The organism is Limisphaera sp. VF-2, assembly GCF_049537125.1.
Taxonomy (GTDB): domain Bacteria; phylum Verrucomicrobiota; class Verrucomicrobiia; order Limisphaerales; family Limisphaeraceae; genus Limisphaera.
Genome location: NZ_JBMVQY010000001.1, coordinates 1,197,171 through 1,214,910 on the forward strand (window position 1 = coordinate 1,197,171; position 17,740 = coordinate 1,214,910).

Below are 17,740 nucleotides of genomic sequence, written 5' to 3' on the forward strand. Positions count from 1 at the left end.
CCCCCGGCTCCGCACCGCCCTCGCCCGGGCAAAAACGTGAAATGCGCCCGGCCTTTTCCGAACGGCGGCGCGGGACTTGAGCCCGGCGCAGTCCTTGGGCAAGGTGAAAGCGGGCCGGTTGCGCGCGTGGCGGAATTGGCAGACGCGCCAGACTTAGGATCTGGTTCCGCAAGGAGTGGAGGTTCGAGTCCTCTCGCGCGCACCACATTTTGTTTCGAGTCGACCTGTCGGGTCCGGCGCTGCGTGTGCGAGCCGGCCGACCGAGAAGGAAGGCTGCCGGGCGGCCGGTGCCCTCAGCCCGCAGGGCCTTCGGGAGCACCGTTCCCGCGCCGGTACGCCTCCGCCAGGAGGGTCATGGGGTGCGCCACGCGCACGGGCATGCCGGCGCGCCGGACGCCCTGGATGAGTTGCAACAGGCACCCGGTGTTCGCATTGGCAACCACCATGGCGCCGGTGGCCCGGATGTTCCGCAGCTTGCGCTCCAACAATTGCCGGGCCATCTCCGGCTGGATCAGATTGTAGATGCCGGCACTGCCGCAGCACCAGCTGGCCTCCGGCAACTCCACCCAGGTGACATTGGGAATACTCCGGAGCAACACACGCGGCGCTTCCACGACTTTCTGGCCGTGCGTCAGGTGGCACGACTCGTGATACGTCACGGTCAGAGGAGGCTGTCCCTCGGGCGGCCTGCGCCAACCGATGCTCACCAGCCATTCGTGCACGTCCTTGAGCTTGCGATCCCAGAGCCGGGCCCGGTCGCGGTACCGCGGATCATCGGCCAGCAGGCGTCCATAGTGCTTGAGGTGCGACCCGCACCCGCCGGCGTTGCTCAGGATGGCGTCGTAACGGTCGGGCGGAAACTGATCGAGATTGCGTCGCGCCAGTTCGGCGGCCAGGGCGAGCTCTCCGTTGTGAGCGTGGAGGGAACCGCAGCAGTACTGGTGGGGCGGCGTGTGCACCTCGCAGCCGTTCCAGGCAAGCACCTCGGCGGTGTCACGATTCACTTCGCTGAACAGCACGTCCTGCGCGCATCCGGTGAGCAGGGCCACCCGATATCGGGTCTGTCCACGCGCGGGCATCACCGGCGGAATGAGTTCGTCCGAAAATGCCGGGGAAACCTCCGGTGTCATGGCTTCCAGCTCCTGCCACCGCGCGGGTAGAAGTCGCAACAGGCCACTGTGCCGGACGAGGGTCTGCAGCCCGGATTCTTGATAAAGTCGCAGCAGGCGCGCCGCCCACCGCAGCCGCCCCGGCGCCATGAACAACCAGCGGATGGTGACCGCTCGAACCCACCGTCGCCAGGGGTTGTCCAAAATCCGGCGTTCCTCGATCTCGGCCCGCGCCTGCTCGAACAACTCGGCGTAGTTCACACCAGCGGGGCAGGCGGTCATGCAGGCCAGACACCCCAGGCAAAAATACATCTCCTCTGCGAAGGTGCGGGTCAGGTCCAACCGCTCGTCCGCGATGGCCCGCATCAAGGCAATCCGACCGCGCGGGCTGTGGCGCTCGACCTTGGTCGCGTCGTAGGTGGGGCACGTGGGCAGGCACAATCCGCAATGCATGCACTGCTGGACCACGGAGTAATCCAGCGTGCGCAATCGAGATCGGGTCGCCACTTTGCTCATGCTCACCTGCTGGCGGGCCGGGGGCTGCCGACCGCCCCTGGAGGGCGCTCGAGGCTTTGCCGCTTTCGATCCCACCTCCGGACGGGCGCGCCGGGCCGATCCTCCCGCCCGCCCGGCCTCGCCGCGACGCTACTGCATCGGCCGGGCCCGGTTCAAATCCAAACCCGCGGCCGCGGCTTCGGGTGGCCGCCGCTGCGAATGCCCCGAAAAGGCCGCTCGCGACACGGGCGGTTGCCAACACGACGGTTGACCCGGCGAACGCATGACCCCACGAGAAGCCGGTGAGGTGCAAGCGCATCCCGCCCGGACTTTCGAATGGCAAACTCCTTTGGACCGGCTATGGAGCGGCCCGGTAGCCCCGGGCGTCCCTGTCCGCGATGCCGGCGCGTCGGTCGCCTCACTTGCCGGGGCGGTTTGGCGGACGGGGCGCAACCCCGCAAGGGCTCGGCCACTCGAGATCGTTGTGGTGAAGTTCGCAAGTGATTCTTTGGCCGGGCACCCGCGGTGGCGCGGCGTTTGATCCCGGCCGTCTGAGCTCGAAGTTTCTTCCGCCTCTTGGCCGGTCAACCGACTCCACGCACGTCTGCGGGTTCTTGCCATCCGGGGAAACGCTGGCAAGTTGAGTTCGCGCATGAACAATCTGTCGGCGGAAGACATTCGCGCAGCACTGCGGTCGGTAAAGTACCCCGGCTACAGTCGGGACATCGTCTCGTTTGGTCTGGTGCAGGACATTCGGGTCGATGGGGATCGCGTGCACGTGGTGTTGCATCTCAACTCGCCCAACGTGGAGGCGGGACGGAAAATCCGCGAGGACAGTCAGGCGCTGTTGGAGTCGCTGCCGGGCGTTCGCGAGGCGGTGGTGGAACTGATCCAGCCGGCGGCGGCAGGGGCCGGCGGTCCCGATCCCTGGGCGCATCAAACCCGTGTGCCCGGCGTGCGTCGTGTCCTGGCGGTGGCCAGCGGCAAGGGCGGCGTGGGCAAGTCCACCGTGGCGGTCAACCTGGCGTGCGCACTTCAGCGATTGCAAGCGCGGGTGGGCCTGCTGGATTGCGACATTTACGGCCCGAGCATTCCGCTGATGATGGGCGTGCGGCAGCGCCCCACCCTCAGCGCCCGCGAAATGTTGGTGCCGCCGGTCGGGCACGGCGTCAAACTCATGAGCATCGGCTTCCTGCTGGACGACGACCAGCCCGTCATCTGGCGCGGGCCCATGATCCAGAAAACCATCCAGCAGTTCCTGACGGTGGTGGAATGGGGCGAGCTGGATTACCTGCTGGTGGACCTGCCACCGGGCACCGGAGACGCTCAACTTTCCCTGTGTCAAGCCGTGCCCCTGGACGGCGGCATTGTGGTCACCACACCGCAGGCGGCGTCGGTGGGCGTCGTGCGCAAGGGCATTGCCATGTTCCAAAAGGTGAACGTGCCTATTGTGGGGATCATTGAGAACATGAGCTTTTTCGAGGCCCCCGGTGGCCAGCGCATCGAGATCTTCGGTCACGGCGGGGGCCGGGCCGAAGCGGCCCGCCAAGGTCTGCGCTTCCTCGGAGAAATCCCGATTTATCAGGAAATCCGCGAAGGCGGCGACCGCGGCCTGCCGGTGGTGGTCGGCGCGCCCGACCATCCCGCGGCCCGTGCGTTTTTGGAAATCGCCGAGGCGATTCGCCGCGCGGTAGATTGAATCGCCGCTTCCCCGGGCTCGGGTCGGGGCCCGATTGTTGCCCCCACCGGACCGCCCTTTTGCCGAGGTGCGCTGCAGGGGATCCGCCGCGCCCGCGATGGGATCTGCAAACCCCGCGAAATAGGGACGAAGACACGTTTCCCCGGCCCTGTGCGATCACGCACCGGATCGATCTGCCCTCGCTCGGGGTGGTCCGGATCCCACCCCCGCACACGTTTTGGCATTGTTTCTTTGTTTCGCCCTGCGGCAGGGTAAAAGGCATGCGGATTCTGTTGTTGGGCGGAACAGGAAATCTCTCCTCGGCCTGCGCAGCCGAACTCCGGGCCCGCGGGCATCAGGTGATCTTGTTGACCCGTGGCCGCAGTCCCGTGCCGGCCGGATTCGAGGCCGTGGTGGCGGATCGCAAGGATCCGGAGGGGATGCGCCGTGCACTGGCGGGTCGGTCCATCGATGTCGTCATCAACTTCATCGGGTACGAAGTCGCCGACGTGGCCCTGGACCACGAGCTGTTCCGTGACATCCGGCAGTACGTGTTCATCAGCTCGGCCACGGTCTATGCCAAGCCGCCGCCGCGGTTGCCCATCACGGAGGAGACCCCGCTGGGGAACCCGTTCTGGGACTACGCACAGAGGAAGCAGGCCTGCGAGGAATGGTTGTTGGGTCGGTGGCGCGCAGAGGGGTTTCCCGTCACCATCGTGCGGCCTTCGCACACTTATTCGGAGCGCTGGATCCCCAATCCGGTCTCCAGTGCCGGATACGCCTTCGCTGCCCGACTGGAACGCGGCGCGGCCGTGTGGGTGCCCGATCAGGGCGAAAATCCCTGGACGCTCACCTGGGCGGGAGATTTTGCCGTGGGGCTGGCCTGTTTGATCGGGCAGGACGCTGCCCTGGGCCAGGCGTTCCACATTACCAGCGACGAAGTGCTTACCTGGAACCAGATCTATCACGAAATCGCAGCGGCCGTCGGCGTTCAGCCGCGCATTGTGCCGGTGCCCACCGACTTCATCTGCCGGGTCTGCCCGGAATTGACCGGCCCGTTGAAGGGCGACAAAGCCCAACCAGCCATCTTCGACAACTCGAAACTGCGCCGGTTGGTTCCGGACTTCCGGTGTCGCGTTCCCTTCCGCGAGGGCATTCGGAACGCGGTCGCGTGGTTGCGCGCCCACCCGGAACACCAGCGCCTCGACACCTCTCCCGTGGACCGCGTGATGGATGCGGTGTTGCAGGCATGGAAGGCGTCGGGCAACGTCGGAGCTTGAAGCCTGGCGGCGTTGCGGAACCCCGAGCCGCTTTGCAGACACACCGGACCCGCTGCTTCGTTCCCCGATCCGGTGCGCTTCGACCACAACGCGCTGGTCCCCGTCGGTCGGGATGCGTACTCTGGCCCGGGCACGGAGCGCCACGCGGGATGTCCCATGCAAGCGACGCAAACAACGGCAGAGCCCGGCACCGGAGAGACGCAACGGCCATCGCGATTGCGGCGTTGGTGGCCCTTGGTCCGGCCCGCCTGGCCTCATCTGGTGGCGGGGCTGTTGGCCGGCGTCGGATTCGCCGCCCTGAGCGGCGCCGGGCTGCCCGCCATGCTCAAGACCGTGCTCCCGATCTTCTTCGGTCGGGAGCAGGAAGCGTCGCCCTGGGTGGTGCACACCGCGCGCGCGCTTTTCGGGGAGTCCTATCAGGAACGACTGCTGTTGCTGGCCTGCCTGGGCATGCCGGTGGTCTTTCTCCTGCGCGGCCTGTGCGCGTTCCTGAACCGGTACTGGATCAACCGGGCGGGATTCATCTTTCTGGAGGGCCTTCGCCGGGCCGCGTTCGAGCGTCTTCAAAGTCTGCCGCTGGCGTTTTATCAGGTGCACAAGACGGGCGACCTGGTCAGCCGACTGGTGAATGACGCGGAGCAGATTCGGTCCCTGATCCTCCTGTTGAGCAACGACGCCATTAAGCAGCCATTGGTGCTGGTGGCGGCACTGGGCTATCTGGTCTGGATCTCCGTGATGGAGCGCAGCGCCCTGTTTACCCTGGTGGCCCTGACCACCATCCCGCTCTGTGTGATTCCCCTGCGTCTGGTGACGCGCCGCCTGTTGCGGCGCTCCCGGATGGTTGCGCGTCAGAGCGGGGAACTGGCAGCCGTGGTCACCGAGGCGCTGCAATCTCCGGTGGAGATTCAGGCCTACCACCTGGAATCACAACTCTGCCGCCGGTTCGCCGAACGCCTGCGCGAAATCCTGCGCCTGTCCCTCAAAACGGTGAAGTACGAGGCCATGCTGGGACCCTCCATCGAGTTCATTGCCACCTGCGGTCTCATGGTGGCCCTGTATCTGGGCGTCCGCAGCGGCATCGACTTTGCCACCTTCAGCTCGCTGGCTTTGGCCCTCTACCTTGCCTATGAGCCGGTCAAGAAACTGAGTTCGCTCCACGCCGCGCTGAAGGGGCGACAGGCGTCGCTCGAGCGACTGGAAGAAATCCTGACGGCCCGGGACACGCTGCCCAATCCGGCGCACCCGCGCCCGTTGCCGCCGCCGGACGCGCCCCTGGCTTTCGAAGACGTCAGCTTTCACTATCCCAATGCCCACGGGGCGGAGGCGCTTCCGGCGCTGTCACGGGTCACCGTGCAAATCCAGCCCGGGGAAACGGTCGCGCTCGTGGGCCCCAGCGGCGCGGGCAAAAGCACCTTCGCCCTGTTGATCCCCCGGTTCTTCGATCCCACCAGCGGGCGGATCACCTGCGGCGGCGTGGACCTGCGCGAATTCGACAAACACGCCTGGCGCCGGCGCATCGCGTTCGTGCCTCAATCTCCCGTTCTCTTCAACGCCACCATCGCCGAAAACATCCGGATCGGCCGACCGGATGCCGACGACGCAGCCGTGCGCGAGGCCGCCCGGCGCGCCGGAGCGGCGGAGTTCATTGAAATGCTGCCCCGGGGGTATGACACCGTGGTGGGGGAACGCGGCGCCACGCTTTCGGGCGGACAACGCCAGCGCATCGCCATTGCACGTGCGTTTCTGAAGGATGCGCCGATTCTGATCCTGGACGAGGCCACCAGCGCGCTGGATGCGGAGAGCGAGGCGCTGGTCCAGGCTGCCCTGCGCGACCTGATTCGGGGTCGCACCACCATCCTGATTGCGCACCGTTTCAGCTCCATCAGCCTGGCCCGGCGCGTGTTGGTCTTCGAAGACGGCCGCATCACCGGCGACGGTGCCCCGGAAGCCCTGGCGCTGTCCCACCCCACCTACCGCCGCCTGCTCGAGCTGCAAAGGATCCCCTAACAGTCCGTCCCGTGAGGCCGGGCGGCCGCAGCCGACGCTTCCAAACAAAGGAACCAACGCATGACGTCTGCCCGGTGGAATTTCGACCCGCCGAACGCGACCAACCCGTCCGCCCCAGACTCCGTGCCGCCAGATACAATCCCCATACGTACGTCGCCGGCCGGCTGCACGCCCGGGGCGACGCGGGCCTCAAGCCCTCGACGTGTGGGTGCATAGCGAGGGGCCCTTGTGTCTTCGCTCTCGGAACACCTGCCACGATCAATCTGCCTTTCGAAGCCGGAAGAACCGGACCTCGCGGTCAGCGCGAAGGATCACGGTCATGAAGCCATTCTCGAACACCGCGGCTTCCTGGACCGGCTCCCATGCCCCGGTTTCGACGGAGTCACTGGCCTCGAGCCGATAATCCCCGACAGACGCCGGCCAACGCAGAATCACTCCCTCCGGCACGGTGGCGATGCCCAGTGCGGGAGCGTCCACCGCGACAGGTGCGGGGTTGCCAAGCCAAAAGTTGTCATAACCCACGTCATCCGCGTCATTGGCTGCCTCGTTGATACGGATCCATTGGATGGGTTCGTCGGCGATGACGCCAATGAAAGACAGGCTCCTGTTTTGCGCACTGACGGTATACAGCACGTTGGAGGAGCGCCCGTAGAAGGTGATCGTTGTGACCGCGTTCCCCGGGAACCATGCATCGACGAATTCCAGCGCGGCTGCCGTCCACTCGCCAAGAATGTCGATGTTGAGCGAATCGTTTTCACCGTCGTCTCCCGCCGCATACGGTCGCTTGCCGATATTCAAGTACGGACTGCCCCAGAAAAAATCGGCGGGTGCAACCTCCAATTGGCCGGCGGGTGGAGGAAGGGGTGAGCTGAAGACGAACCCGGCGCTCGTGAATTCCGTCCCCGAAATGGGTCCCTCGGGAAGGTCATCCAAGGTAACGCGTGACTGGGGAGCCTCCCCCAGTGCGTATGCAAAAGCATTCTTGTCGGCAAATACCCGCACTGTGGCCTGCACCTGCAGGCGTGTCGACGGAATCGCAAGAAAACCGATGACGAGCAGGGCAAGGGATGATGGTTTCATGGTGATGTCCGGTGTTGCTCTCCAGCACATTCTCAAAGTCTGGTGGTGTGCGTGTCCGGGTAAAGCACTTTGTGTCGCATCGGCCTTTACAATGATTGCTTGCGCCTGAACAAAATCAGCCCGGTTCCTTGCCCTGGACAGCGGCACGATCGAACACGCCCGCCAGGCCGCCATGGCGCAGCGGGCACCCAACCAAGCATTCCTCCGCGGCTGCGTTTGCACCGTGGAACCTTGGAGTTTGCAGGTCGGGCAGGCACAAGGTGCCGCGGGCTCGAGGACAGTACTGCCGAACGGCAGTCGCGGTTTCTGGCAAGCCTCTGGCTTTTCGAGAAGCACGTGAACAGGCCGGCAAGGTGCGGGCGCGAGACATCCTTTCGAGCTCCCCGGCCTTCTGCTGTTCCGACTTACGAGGTTTTCTGCGAAACCGAATGTCCGCTCCCGGCGGCTCGGAAGAGGTCGAAGACGGATTGTGCAAAATCTTCGCTGCGCTTGCGGCAACGCGGGTAGGCAATCAGCGTTGCGAGGGCAAAAAGAACCATCCGCACGGCAAATGGCGCGAGTCGAGCCCGTTGCCGCCACGCGGCCCAAACCGTACCGGCCAGCGGGAATCCGGTCAGCAGCGCGAACATCCTCAGCAGGGCGCGAAACAGGCCGTAATGGGCGTTGAAGCGCGCCGCGGGCGTGGACCTGGTCTGGCCAACGGCGTGGTAAATGAGATCGAACTACTCCGGGCTCTTTTTCAGGCGCAGATCAGGCGCGGTGAGGGCCGTTCAAAACGTCCAACGCTCCTTTCGCATCAGCCCGAGCAGGTTGATGCACGGTATGCCAAGATCGCGACACACATCGGGGATGTAATAGGTCCTCGCGGGCCGGCGCTTCTCGTTGGCTGAAGTCTCCTGCGAGACCACGGTCCACTTGTTCAACTTGGCCAGTGCGATGACCCAGGGATCGTAGGATTCATGGGGCGACCCGGCGTCCGCCAACTCGGGGTATCTGTCCTGGATGGCTCTCGCCTCGGCCTGCAACGACTCGGCCATGGGAACAAACAAGCGGGTCTGTTGTTTGGCCCATGTGATCAATGCGGGCGGGCCCACGGCATTGAGTTCTTCACGGACGATCGCAGGCGCTCGCATTTTTCCGGCGGCGATGAGTGCTTCCATTCTTTCTTTCAGCCGTACAAAAACGTCCGTTGGATAAAAACGCGCCTGCCAATCCATCAACGCGCTGGTGTCCACTGAATACATGGGCAACGTGCTCTTTTCAATCGCCCGTATCGAGGGGTTCGCGGGTTGCACCGGGGCCGACGCGCAGTTCCATGCGGAGTTTTTCCAGGTGATCCCATCGCAGGTCGAGATACTGGCACGCCTCCACGGCTGTGATCCGGTTGCTGTCTAGCGCCTCCAGCACCAATTGTGCAAACGGCCGACCTGCCCGGCCCAAGGTTTTCTCCGCCGGTGTGGCGAAACCGCCGCGCCGCGGCGGCAACTGCGCCACGCATGCGTCCCATTCCTGTTTCCACCTGCGATAGCCCGTCCACGTGAACTGCCCGGCGGCGCGCAGCCGCGTTGCCATGGCCAGGGGCGTCACCCGGAAGCGTGCGGCCAATTGCCGGACACGCTGCACATCCCGGGTGTCCCGTCGAACCGAGATCTGTCGCAGCGCTTCCTCCAGCATGGGCTGCGGAATGAGCACGGCGCTGGCGACTTCCTCAGCAAAGCGTTCCACCTGCTGCCAGTCCACTTCGGATCGTTGGTCACGCAGCGCCACGTCCTCTTCGCGAGCCAACGCCAGTGCCAGATGCACCAGTTCGTGCATAAGCGTGAACGAGCGCGCGCCGGCGGAAGTTTCCCTTGTGTTAATGCCAATAACCGGCGCTGGAAACAATGGCAGTGTAATTCCGCGCGCCTCTTGCAAGTCGACCTTGGGGAACTGAAAGACAAACACGCCAAGGTTTTCAACCGCTTCTCGCCACCTTCGCCACGCCTGCCATTCGTTCTGCCACTGTTGCTGCTCCTGTTCACTCACACGCAAGGCACTGCGAAGTCGCCGACCGACGTCGAGTGGGGATTCGCTCAGCCGGGCAACTTCACGGAACTCGGGCAGAGAATACCCCAACTCTTCGCTCAATTGAATGGCGGCTTCACGTCGCTGGCACATGACCCGGATGGCCACGCGCAGCTCGGGCGATTCCTTGCCGGGTTGGATTCCGGGCAACCGACGATACTGCGCGGCCAGCGGCGGCGATGAGGGCTTTTCGGGAAGAAAGAACACCGCCAGTGCCCGGTGATAAATCCTGGCCAGGGTCTGTGCCTGCCGCAGCGTCGGTTTTGACTCGCCGCGTTCCCATGCCAGAAGCCGTTCCGGACGGACACCCAGCCGTTTTGCCACGGGCTGCGGATCCTCATACCCGGCCTCGCGCCGGGCCCACTCGAGCACGGCGGGAGTCACGTTGGCTGGAATGGAAGCACCCATCGCCCCCTCAGGCCAGGTGCCACAGGATACCCTGGCGGTCTGGATGTGTCCACTGCCCGACCGGCTCCTCCCTGCTGCCGTGTATCGCCCACTGCGGCATTTCGTCGTACGTGCGTCCCTCCAGCAGGCGCCCGGTTAAGTTTTTGCGGACCCCGCCCCACTGCTTGAAGAAGAACGGGACGTTTGCCTTCCGGCACTGCCGCAGGATCGAACGAACCCATTCGATTTTCATGGGGCGCGCCCCCGGGCCCGACTCTCCGCCGACGATCACCCAATGGATACCCTCCAGCGGCAGATCGTCCAGCGGACCGATCAGAGGCTCGCACGACAAGAACCTCACCGCCGCCGGCACGGTGCGCAAATCGGCCACGCGATGAAGCACGCGGGCGTCTTCTACGCTGACCCCCATCCACACGTTGGGCGGCCAGTCCAATTGCCCGGCCAGTTTCCGCAAGCGAGCGCTGCGCTTGGTCAAAACCTGGAATGTGTGCTGGGGACAGGCCCGCATGGTGGCAAACACACGTCGGATGAACTCGAGCGGGACCGCCTCATGAAAGAGGTCGCTCATCGAGTTGACGAAAATCAGCCGCGGCTCCCGCCATCGTTTGGGCAGGTCGATCAGGTCGGGATGAAGCGTGACATTGAACCCGTTCCGATAGCGGGCATTGCCCATCCTTTGCAGCCGCAGGGCCAGCCGCTCGGCGTAACAGTTCTTGCAGCCCGCGCTGACCTTCGAGCAGCCCGTCACCGGGTTCCACGTCGCCTCCGTCCATTCGATCGATGAGTTTAACGACATCTCAACCTCCTCGTGGCGGAAACGTGATGATCACGTCGCCAGCAAATGTCCCCTTGCGCCGTTTCTGGCCGGGCTTACTGACAGTGATTGTACCCGATTCTTCCAGTTTTTTCAGGACCTGTTTATAGTTGCTTTCGATGTACGGTTTGCCAACGCTGTGCGTCCTGTATAGCCGGTCGAATTGGATTGTCTGTCCCGCAAAGTCCCGCAGCAGCATTCCCTCCAAGTCTTCGAGTGGACGACTCATCTCGAAGAGCAACGGATACCGTTTATCGGAAGGGCTGTATTCAAATGATGCCACGCCCTGCTCTTTTCTGGAGCTTTCGCCAGCCATCACGTTCTTCATGATATCGTAGCCGCGAAAGCTTTTCGAAACAAAAATCAGGTGATGACTTGTCCGACTACCACGATCATCCTTGAACCGAAACGGCAACACGTACCGGTCGCGTGCCGGCTTCAGCGCCTCGCAAAGCTTCTCGACGATGGTCAATTCGCGGTCTGCCGAAGACATGTTTTGAAGTTCGGACCGTAACGCATCCGCCCGCGCCTTCTCAAACAAGGCGTTCATGTGCTCTTCGACCAATGGATTATTAAGCCCCATGTTGATGCGGTTGTAGTTGAAAAAGAAGATACACTCGCATCCCCAATCCTTTACGACTGCATTCACCAGTTGCAGCGACAGACCTTTGTAGCCCCACGGATCAACGAAGAATAACGTTGGGACAAGCCGCAACTGCTGGAACACCTTCACCAGTTCCGCGCCTACCTCTTGGTTCATCACCTTTGGCTTGTGTTCCAGACGCTCGATCCCCGGCAAGTCATTGATCGCTTGCTTCAAGGACCGCGAATTGTCTTCGTCCTTGTCGTTGAACACGGTAACCAACATTTCGCACATGTCTGGATCGTTGATTGCCTTTTCCAAGACGAGGAGCGGCGTTGATTTCGTACCATCTTTGTATCGGCCCGGTCCGGCGAACAGATCGATATACGCGATTCTCCTCACGGTGTTCTTGACCCGAGGCATGATGACTTTCGCCCAAGCCCAAAAATACTTCGACACAATGGCCGATTTGACCAAGGACTGCTCCTTGCTTTCATCGAAAAATCGGTTTGTCATGCCGCAACTAACTATCCGCTTATCGCTTCGTGGTTTCCTCGATGGCCTTCGATCCCGATTTCCATAGCCTCTACCAACTACACTTGTTCGTTCATGCCTCGTTTTTCTGACAGGCCTTGGTTCTTGCCTCACAATGATCTTCTCCAGCGCGGCCACCACATGCGGCGGCCATGAAAAGGTCGAAGACGGATTGTGCGAAGTCTTCGCTGCGTTTACGGCAACGGACATAAGAAATCGCTGCAGCAGCAGCAAACAGCGCCGCGCAAATTCCAAAACTGGTTGCACGCTCGGCATGAACGCTCAGTGCGCAAAGAATCCCCACTATTGAACACAAGGTAAGGAGAGCGAACATGGTCAGCAGACCCCTGAAAAGCCCGTACTGAGCAGTGAACGAGAGCGGACGTTGGCTGGTTTGTCCAACCAGGTTGTAGCACAGGAAAAACAACTCGCGGTTCTTTTTCAGGCGCAACTGGAGCGCGCGGTCGGGCGGGCAATTGGGCGGTAGCTCGGGTTCGGTAGCGACTTGGAAACGTTCATGAATCAGCTTCAGCAAGCGCGCCTTGTAGTCAGATGAGAAATGATCGTCATCGGGCAGCAGCCAGCGGTCGGAAGGGAAACCGCCCCAGAGCGGTTTCAGGACGTACTTTTCGACAACGCTCTGGCTTACGCCCTGGAGCAACAGCCCTGTGATGTAGCCCAGCGCAATGAGGATGGAGGTTTCCGCCAGCCCGCCGGTGAAATCCAGCGGCGGCGTCCAGCCGAACAAACCGGCCAGTATTTGGACGCACCAGAGGAACACCAGCCCGGGAATTAGGTTGGCCACGAAATCGTATAGGTCGAAACGCGCGATCATGGTTTACTCGTCAACCTCCTCGTAAAAAGGCAACGGGGTTGCATTGCTCCATCCCTGCCGTTGCGGCGCGTCGCTGCTGTGATGCCAAAGCGTCCTCCTTGGGTTGCGTAAACTTGTGCACCGCGCCGCTTGAACGCGTTGACAACCTTCTTGGCCGGATGTTTTGGCTGACCGTCTTTGGAGGCCGAAACATATGCTGCTTTGTCGTAGGATTCGGTCTGTTTGATTGGGCCGACAATCCGATTAAGGATGGTCGGACCAACGTTGCGTTTGCTGCCATGATGCGGCACCTGGATGAACCGGACGTTTTTCAGGTCAATTCCAAGCGCGTCCGCACGGTTTGCTGCCTCAGTCAATGCAGGCACACCTGCATCGGCTGTGAACAGGAATCGCTCCCCATCAAGCTCAAGCAAAAGAACTACGGATGAGTTATTTTCAGCGCTGGTGGCGTCCGGCTCCGGGTCGGCCAGAGTCTCCTTGAACCACGTCTCAGCGGCTCTTGCCGCCTCCTTTGCCTTGGCAAACAACGCCTCGATCAATCGCTGCATTTGGGTCTTCTTGGCGACTTCGGGCATGCAACGGAAATTTGCCAACTGTTGCTCGTAGAAAGCTTTGCTGGGACTCAACACAAACTTGCAATCATCCGAGAAAGGCTCCCGAATCGGGATGCCTTTCCTTGTGGCAATCTTCTCTAGTTCGCGGACGTCTTGAAGCGCTCGCCAAACCCGTTCCTCGATCCGTGATCGAGTGACGCGCTCATCGTCAAACAGGTGGTGAATGTCCTCCGCATGATTCCAGGGCTGGTGCATCAGGAGAACGCCAACTTTGCTCATTTGTTCAAGCACGACGGAAAGGCCTGAGGCATGATCCGAGTCCGGATGCGTGCAGACCACCACATCAACACGATCCGTCCCGTAGTATTTCTTGATATGGCCAACAAGTGCTTGGCCGGATTCTTTCGTTCCGCCGTCGATGACCCAGACCTGTTGCTGATCGCGGCTGCCGGCAAGATTGCCGAAGCGTAGTGCGATGGCATCGCCACACCTTTCACCTTCGCCAACGGGCAGAAAATCAACTTCGTATGCCATATTCCCTTACGAGTTCACACACTTCTTGCTTTTTCGAGGCGGGCGCGGACGAGGTTGACGACGGCTTCCTACACGGCCTCGCGCTCGCCAGGCGTCAACCCCAACACCTCAAACACCACATCGTCCAACGCCCGACGGTCGGGTTGCTGCACTTCGTCGTCTACCACTCCAATAACTCGACGACCCAACGCCTCGAAGCGGGCGACCAGCCTTGAGGCAATGTCCGAAGGCACAACGGACGGGTTCAACATGACAAGCCTTCTCGCGTCTGAGGTCTCGAACTTCATCGCGCCCTGCCCCAACCCCCACCGTCCGTGGATGCAAATCATTAGCCACGTCAGCGTGGAATTGAGTAACGCTGCGACAATATTCTCGCGACGATGGTCTTGCAGGAAAATCCTATGAAAGCAGCGGTCGCTGGCCACGGGTTTATCTGCTAACGGTGCGATGAATCGTTCATTGTGCACATACAGCAGAAAGTTGCGCGTCGGCTCAAGATTGTCTTTTGGAATCGCCCACCAGCCGGGCGTCCTTCGCCTCACCGTCTCCGTTTTGGGCCAAGGAATCCCTGCCGCGGTCTTCTGCCGGGCGCGCGTGACTTGACGGCTTCCCCAATCAATGTAACTGCGAGCGCCCTTGAAGGGCTTCAATTCTTGACTACTCAAGTCACAGGAAAAGACTACAGTATCTAGGTCTGCCGAAGAGACTAGCGGTGACGTTGCGTCGCTGGGGCTACGAATGATCGGCTTGAGAAACTGGCTTTCAATTCCCAAATGCTTCGCATATTGGCGGTCTAGGTAAAAGAAATCGTTGATCCCCGAATAGCACCCCGGTCGCACTTCGGCGATGTCGCCGAGGCGGACGAGTTTGCCTTTGCCCTTTTCGAGGATGGTGAAGAAGATCTCCGGTGCGCGGAGGTATTTGCCGCCCCATTTGTTGGCTTCGTAACGGGCGGTTTTGATGTGGATAGTCTTGATCTTGCCGACGGTGTCGCCCTCTTCGTCTTCGTCGCGCACCAAGGCTTCTTCGAGCAGCTCGCGTTGCGGGCGGACGCAGATGCGCCAGCGGTCGGTGCTCTGCCGTTCGGTAACGGTTTCGAGCGTTTTGAAGGTATCGGCGTCGAGGACGCCTTCGAACGGTGCTTTGAACATGACGAAGCGGGCGGTCTTGTCGAGGCTGGTCTCGCGCTTGTCGTCGGGCGGAGCGAGCAGGGCGATGATGGTGTTGACGTCGGCTTGTTTGAAGGACCGTTTCTTTTCGTTGTCGAGGATGAATCTGACGTGGCTGTGGCGGAGGAGGAACTCCTGCAGGTCTGCGCCGTAGCCAACGTCGAGCCAGCTATTGGAGGTGATGAAGCAAAAACTGCCGCGCGGGTTCAGCAGCGACAGGCCGTGGAAGTAGAAGTAGATGTACAGGTCGCTTTTGCCGTCGGGTTTGCGGTAGGTGTCGCTGCCGGGTTTGTAGCGGAAGAATTTCGGCCATGCAGCGGCGACGGATTCCTGGAGCTTGGCCTTGTAGGCCTTCTTTTGCTCTTTCCAGCGGTCGGAGGTTTCGCCGCCGAAGTCGGCGGGGTCGAGTGTGGGTGGTGCGATCATTTCCTGCCGCACATAGGGCGGATTGCCGATGACGATATCGAACCCGCCGGTATCGCCCTCAAATATTTCGACGAAGGCGATGTCCCAGACGAATGGGGTGGTCTTGGTCTGGCGGAGGGCGTTGAGGGCTTGTTCGATGCGGCGCAATTCGGCCTTTTTCTCGTCGCGTTCGGCGCGCCAGGTGGTTTCGAGTTTTAGGCGCTCCTGTCGGGCGGCGGTGGGAGCGATGCATGACATTTCGATTTGTTCGGGCGCGCGTTCGATCTGGCGTGTGAGCGCGGCAATCTCCTTCTGCAGGGCGATGCGTTTTTGGTCAAGCATGTCGCGGAAGATGGCGAGTTCCTCGGCCTTGAGGTCGGCTTCGCGCAGGCCGGGTTCGCCCTGGTAGAAGCGGAGTTTTTTGCCTTTGAGCAGTGTGATGCGGCCTTTGAGCGGGGCCGGGATCTCGAGGTGCGTGCGGTGGAGGCCGAAGTTGATGCCGCCGATTTCCTGCACGAGGCTGTCGCCACAGCGGACTTTGAAAGAGAGATTGGGCAGCAGCGGGCGGAACTTGAGTTCGGCCGGTTCGAGTTCGGTTTCGACCACCAGTTGCAGCCAGAGACGTAGTTCAGCCACATGGACGGCCCAGTCCATGACATCCACGCCGTAGAGTTGTTCACCGATGATGCGGCGTCGTCGTTCGTAAGGCGTTTCTTCGATGCCGAGTTGTGCGTTGGCGCGCGCTTGGAGATCGTCGAGCACAAGCAACATGCCCACAAGGAACGAGCCACTGCCACAGGCGGGGTCGCAGACGGTGATTTGGTGCAACAGGCGGTTAAGCTCCGGCCACAAGTTTTGGGCGGTGAGGGCAGCGTCGGCGGATTCTTTGTCGGCGGGGTCGTAGGCGAAGACGGCGTCGTACAAGAGCGGTCTTTTGTCCGCGCCGATGTGGTTGGCGAGGCAATCCACAAGACTGAGCCGGCACATCAGGTCAATTTCGACGCGCGGTGTGTAGAAGATGCCGGCTGAGCCGCGCAGGTCCTCCTCGGTGAGGCCCTCGAAGGTGATGTTGACGAGGCTTTCATAGACCTTGCCGATCATTTCGGGGTCAACGGCAACCTCGACATCCAGTGGTGTGGATTCGGTGATGGTGAAGTTGTAGCGTTCGAGGAAGCCGGGGCTTGTGCCCTCGAAGCGGTCGAAGAGCATTTCGAAGAACTCGTCAGGCAGTTTCGGGTCGTAGGCGTCATCGAGTTGGTTGGGTGCGAACAGGCCGCCGTTCAGGAACGGCGCTTGGGCGAGAGCCTTGCGGATGTCGTCCGGGAAATGTTTGCGGTCCTGTCTGCCTGCCTGGAACTTGTTGTTGAACGCCTCGAAGAACAGGACCGAAAGCCACTGCTCGAAGAACGTATTCTTGGGTTGGCCGGAGGTTTTGTAGGTACGCCAAAACCTGGTGATGAAGTTCGGGTCGTCGCCCAGCCAGCGTTTGCGCTGGATGAAGTAAAGGAACATCAGGCGGTTGAGCAGCTGCAGGGCGTAATCATGTGCCCAGACCTTGTCACGTGATGTACGCGTCAGGCGGTCCTGCAGGTCGGCAAAGACACGTTTGTAATGTTTGAAGAACTCCTCGGTGACGGCTTCGACATCGAAGGCGTCATCGAGGCGGTGGCGCAACTCCAAGAGGCTCAGGTCCGGCTCGTTCGTCAGGTCCAACAGGGCCAGGCGTTCAGAGGCGGTACGGTACTTCTGGCCGGGACCGAGCTTGAACCTGCGGAAAATCTTTTTGTCCGTGCCCTTGACGTTGACGAGGTGCACTTCCGCGCCCTCGGGCTGGCCGAGGGTGGCCTTGCGGGCAAAGACAAAGAGTGCGTCCGGAAATGTTCTCAACAGCTGCGTGGCCAGGACGCGTTGGCGGGTGTAGTCGAGTCGGTCACCATCGAGTTCCGCGTACAGAATTTCGAGTCCGTTGTGGCCGGCCAGGCGGAGCGGTCGGCATTGTCGGGCGAACTCCAGAACCTGACCGCGGCCGAAGGTGTCTTCCCGGACCGGGATGGGCTGCTCGATGTGCGTGAACCCAAGGTCGGTGACGAACAGATGCAACAAATCGTCTCGCGTGCGAATGGGAGCATTCAGGCGGTTGAACACGCGCTGTTGCGCGGCAGGGTCGGGCGTTTGCTGGGACGCGGGCATG

At 61.7% G+C, this 17,740-nt stretch carries 12 protein-coding genes and 1 tRNA gene; 4 read left to right on the forward strand and 9 right to left on the reverse strand.

The features are described 5' to 3' along the window. The first annotated feature begins 120 nt into the window (after window positions 1-120). A tRNA-Leu gene (locus tag ACPDIT_RS04340) sits at window positions 121-205 on the forward strand. Between the two features lie 88 nt (window positions 206-293). On the opposite strand, the gene ACPDIT_RS04345 is transcribed toward ACPDIT_RS04340, so the two are convergent. After that, the gene (locus ACPDIT_RS04345) at window positions 294-1,625 is read right to left on the reverse strand and encodes a (Fe-S)-binding protein (protein WP_423441890.1); all 1,332 of its coding nucleotides are present in this window, start codon (window positions 1,623-1,625) and stop codon (window positions 294-296) included. Window positions 1,626-2,256: 631 nt separating this feature from the next. Here ACPDIT_RS04345 and ACPDIT_RS04350 point away from each other — a divergent pair. The 3 genes from ACPDIT_RS04350 (at window position 2,257) to ACPDIT_RS04360 (ending at window position 6,569) form a co-directional block, all read left to right on the forward strand. After that, window positions 2,257-3,303 (forward strand): Mrp/NBP35 family ATP-binding protein, encoded by a 1,047-nt coding sequence (locus tag ACPDIT_RS04350; protein WP_423441892.1) that lies wholly within the window; start codon window positions 2,257-2,259, stop codon window positions 3,301-3,303. 260 nt (window positions 3,304-3,563) lie between these two features. Further along, window positions 3,564-4,562 carry an NAD-dependent epimerase/dehydratase family protein gene (locus ACPDIT_RS04355; protein ID WP_423441894.1) on the forward strand — a complete coding sequence of 333 codons (999 nt, stop codon included), beginning with the start codon at window positions 3,564-3,566 and terminating at the stop codon, window positions 4,560-4,562. Window positions 4,563-4,718: 156 nt separating this feature from the next. Further along, window positions 4,719-6,569 (forward strand): ABC transporter ATP-binding protein, encoded by a 1,851-nt coding sequence (locus tag ACPDIT_RS04360; RefSeq protein ID WP_423441896.1) that lies wholly within the window; start codon window positions 4,719-4,721, stop codon window positions 6,567-6,569. 258 nt (window positions 6,570-6,827) lie between these two features. Here ACPDIT_RS04360 and ACPDIT_RS04365 read toward each other — a convergent pair whose 3' ends face one another. The 8 genes from ACPDIT_RS04365 to ACPDIT_RS04400 form a co-directional block, all read right to left on the reverse strand. Further along, on the reverse strand, window positions 6,828-7,823 hold the full coding sequence (locus tag ACPDIT_RS04365; protein ID WP_423441898.1) for a hypothetical protein: 996 nt from the start codon (window positions 7,821-7,823) through the stop codon (window positions 6,828-6,830). A gap of 596 nt (window positions 7,824-8,419) precedes the next feature. Further along, window positions 8,420-8,893: a DUF4411 family protein gene (locus ACPDIT_RS04370; RefSeq protein ID WP_423441900.1), complete on the reverse strand. Its 474-nt coding sequence runs from the start codon at window positions 8,891-8,893 to the stop codon at window positions 8,420-8,422. A gap of 16 nt (window positions 8,894-8,909) precedes the next feature. Beyond that, on the reverse strand, window positions 8,910-10,121 hold the full coding sequence (locus ACPDIT_RS04375) for an ImmA/IrrE family metallo-endopeptidase (protein WP_423441902.1): 1,212 nt from the start codon (window positions 10,119-10,121) through the stop codon (window positions 8,910-8,912). Window positions 10,122-10,128: 7 nt separating this feature from the next. Further along, window positions 10,129-10,917, reverse strand: coding sequence for a DUF5131 family protein (locus ACPDIT_RS04380; RefSeq protein WP_423441904.1), 789 nt, complete (start codon window positions 10,915-10,917; stop codon window positions 10,129-10,131). A 1-nt stretch (window position 10,918) separates the two neighbouring features. Beyond that, window positions 10,919-12,034: a three-Cys-motif partner protein TcmP gene (locus ACPDIT_RS04385; RefSeq protein WP_423441906.1), complete on the reverse strand. Its 1,116-nt coding sequence runs from the start codon at window positions 12,032-12,034 to the stop codon at window positions 10,919-10,921. A gap of 91 nt (window positions 12,035-12,125) precedes the next feature. After that, window positions 12,126-12,887, reverse strand: coding sequence for a hypothetical protein (locus tag ACPDIT_RS04390; protein WP_423441908.1), 762 nt, complete (start codon window positions 12,885-12,887; stop codon window positions 12,126-12,128). Continuing rightward, window positions 12,884-13,975: a ComEC/Rec2 family competence protein gene (locus tag ACPDIT_RS04395; protein ID WP_423441910.1), complete on the reverse strand. Its 1,092-nt coding sequence runs from the start codon at window positions 13,973-13,975 to the stop codon at window positions 12,884-12,886. The genes ACPDIT_RS04390 and ACPDIT_RS04395 overlap by 4 nt, the downstream gene beginning before the upstream one ends. Before the next feature lie 68 nt (window positions 13,976-14,043). After that, window positions 14,044-17,739, reverse strand: a complete 3,696-nt coding sequence (locus ACPDIT_RS04400; protein WP_423441912.1) for an Eco57I restriction-modification methylase domain-containing protein — start codon at window positions 17,737-17,739, stop codon at window positions 14,044-14,046. Window position 17,740 lies beyond the last annotated feature (1 nt).

Excerpts from the sequence above, each read along its gene's own strand:
- ACPDIT_RS04355 (WP_423441894.1), top strand. The coding sequence starts at position 3,564 with ATGCGGATTCTGTTGTTGGGCGGAACAGGAAATCTCTCCTCGGCCTGC.
- ACPDIT_RS04365 (WP_423441898.1), bottom strand. The coding sequence starts at position 7,823 with ATGGCGGCCTGGCGGGCGTGTTCGATCGTGCCGCTGTCCAGGGCAAGG.
- ACPDIT_RS04345 (WP_423441890.1), bottom strand. The coding sequence starts at position 1,625 with ATGAGCAAAGTGGCGACCCGATCTCGATTGCGCACGCTGGATTACTCC.
- ACPDIT_RS04375 (WP_423441902.1), bottom strand. The coding sequence starts at position 10,121 with ATGGGTGCTTCCATTCCAGCCAACGTGACTCCCGCCGTGCTCGAGTGG.
- ACPDIT_RS04370 (WP_423441900.1), bottom strand. The coding sequence starts at position 8,893 with ATGTATTCAGTGGACACCAGCGCGTTGATGGATTGGCAGGCGCGTTTT.
- ACPDIT_RS04380 (WP_423441904.1), bottom strand. The coding sequence starts at position 10,917 with ATGTCGTTAAACTCATCGATCGAATGGACGGAGGCGACGTGGAACCCG.
- ACPDIT_RS04385 (WP_423441906.1), bottom strand. The coding sequence starts at position 12,034 with ATGACAAACCGATTTTTCGATGAAAGCAAGGAGCAGTCCTTGGTCAAA.
- ACPDIT_RS04390 (WP_423441908.1), bottom strand. The coding sequence starts at position 12,887 with ATGATCGCGCGTTTCGACCTATACGATTTCGTGGCCAACCTAATTCCC.
- ACPDIT_RS04395 (WP_423441910.1), bottom strand. The coding sequence starts at position 13,975 with ATGGCATACGAAGTTGATTTTCTGCCCGTTGGCGAAGGTGAAAGGTGT.
- ACPDIT_RS04360 (WP_423441896.1), top strand. The coding sequence starts at position 4,719 with ATGCAAGCGACGCAAACAACGGCAGAGCCCGGCACCGGAGAGACGCAA.
- ACPDIT_RS04350 (WP_423441892.1), top strand. The coding sequence starts at position 2,257 with ATGAACAATCTGTCGGCGGAAGACATTCGCGCAGCACTGCGGTCGGTA.
- ACPDIT_RS04400 (WP_423441912.1), bottom strand. The coding sequence starts at position 17,739 with ATGCCCGCGTCCCAGCAAACGCCCGACCCTGCCGCGCAACAGCGCGTG.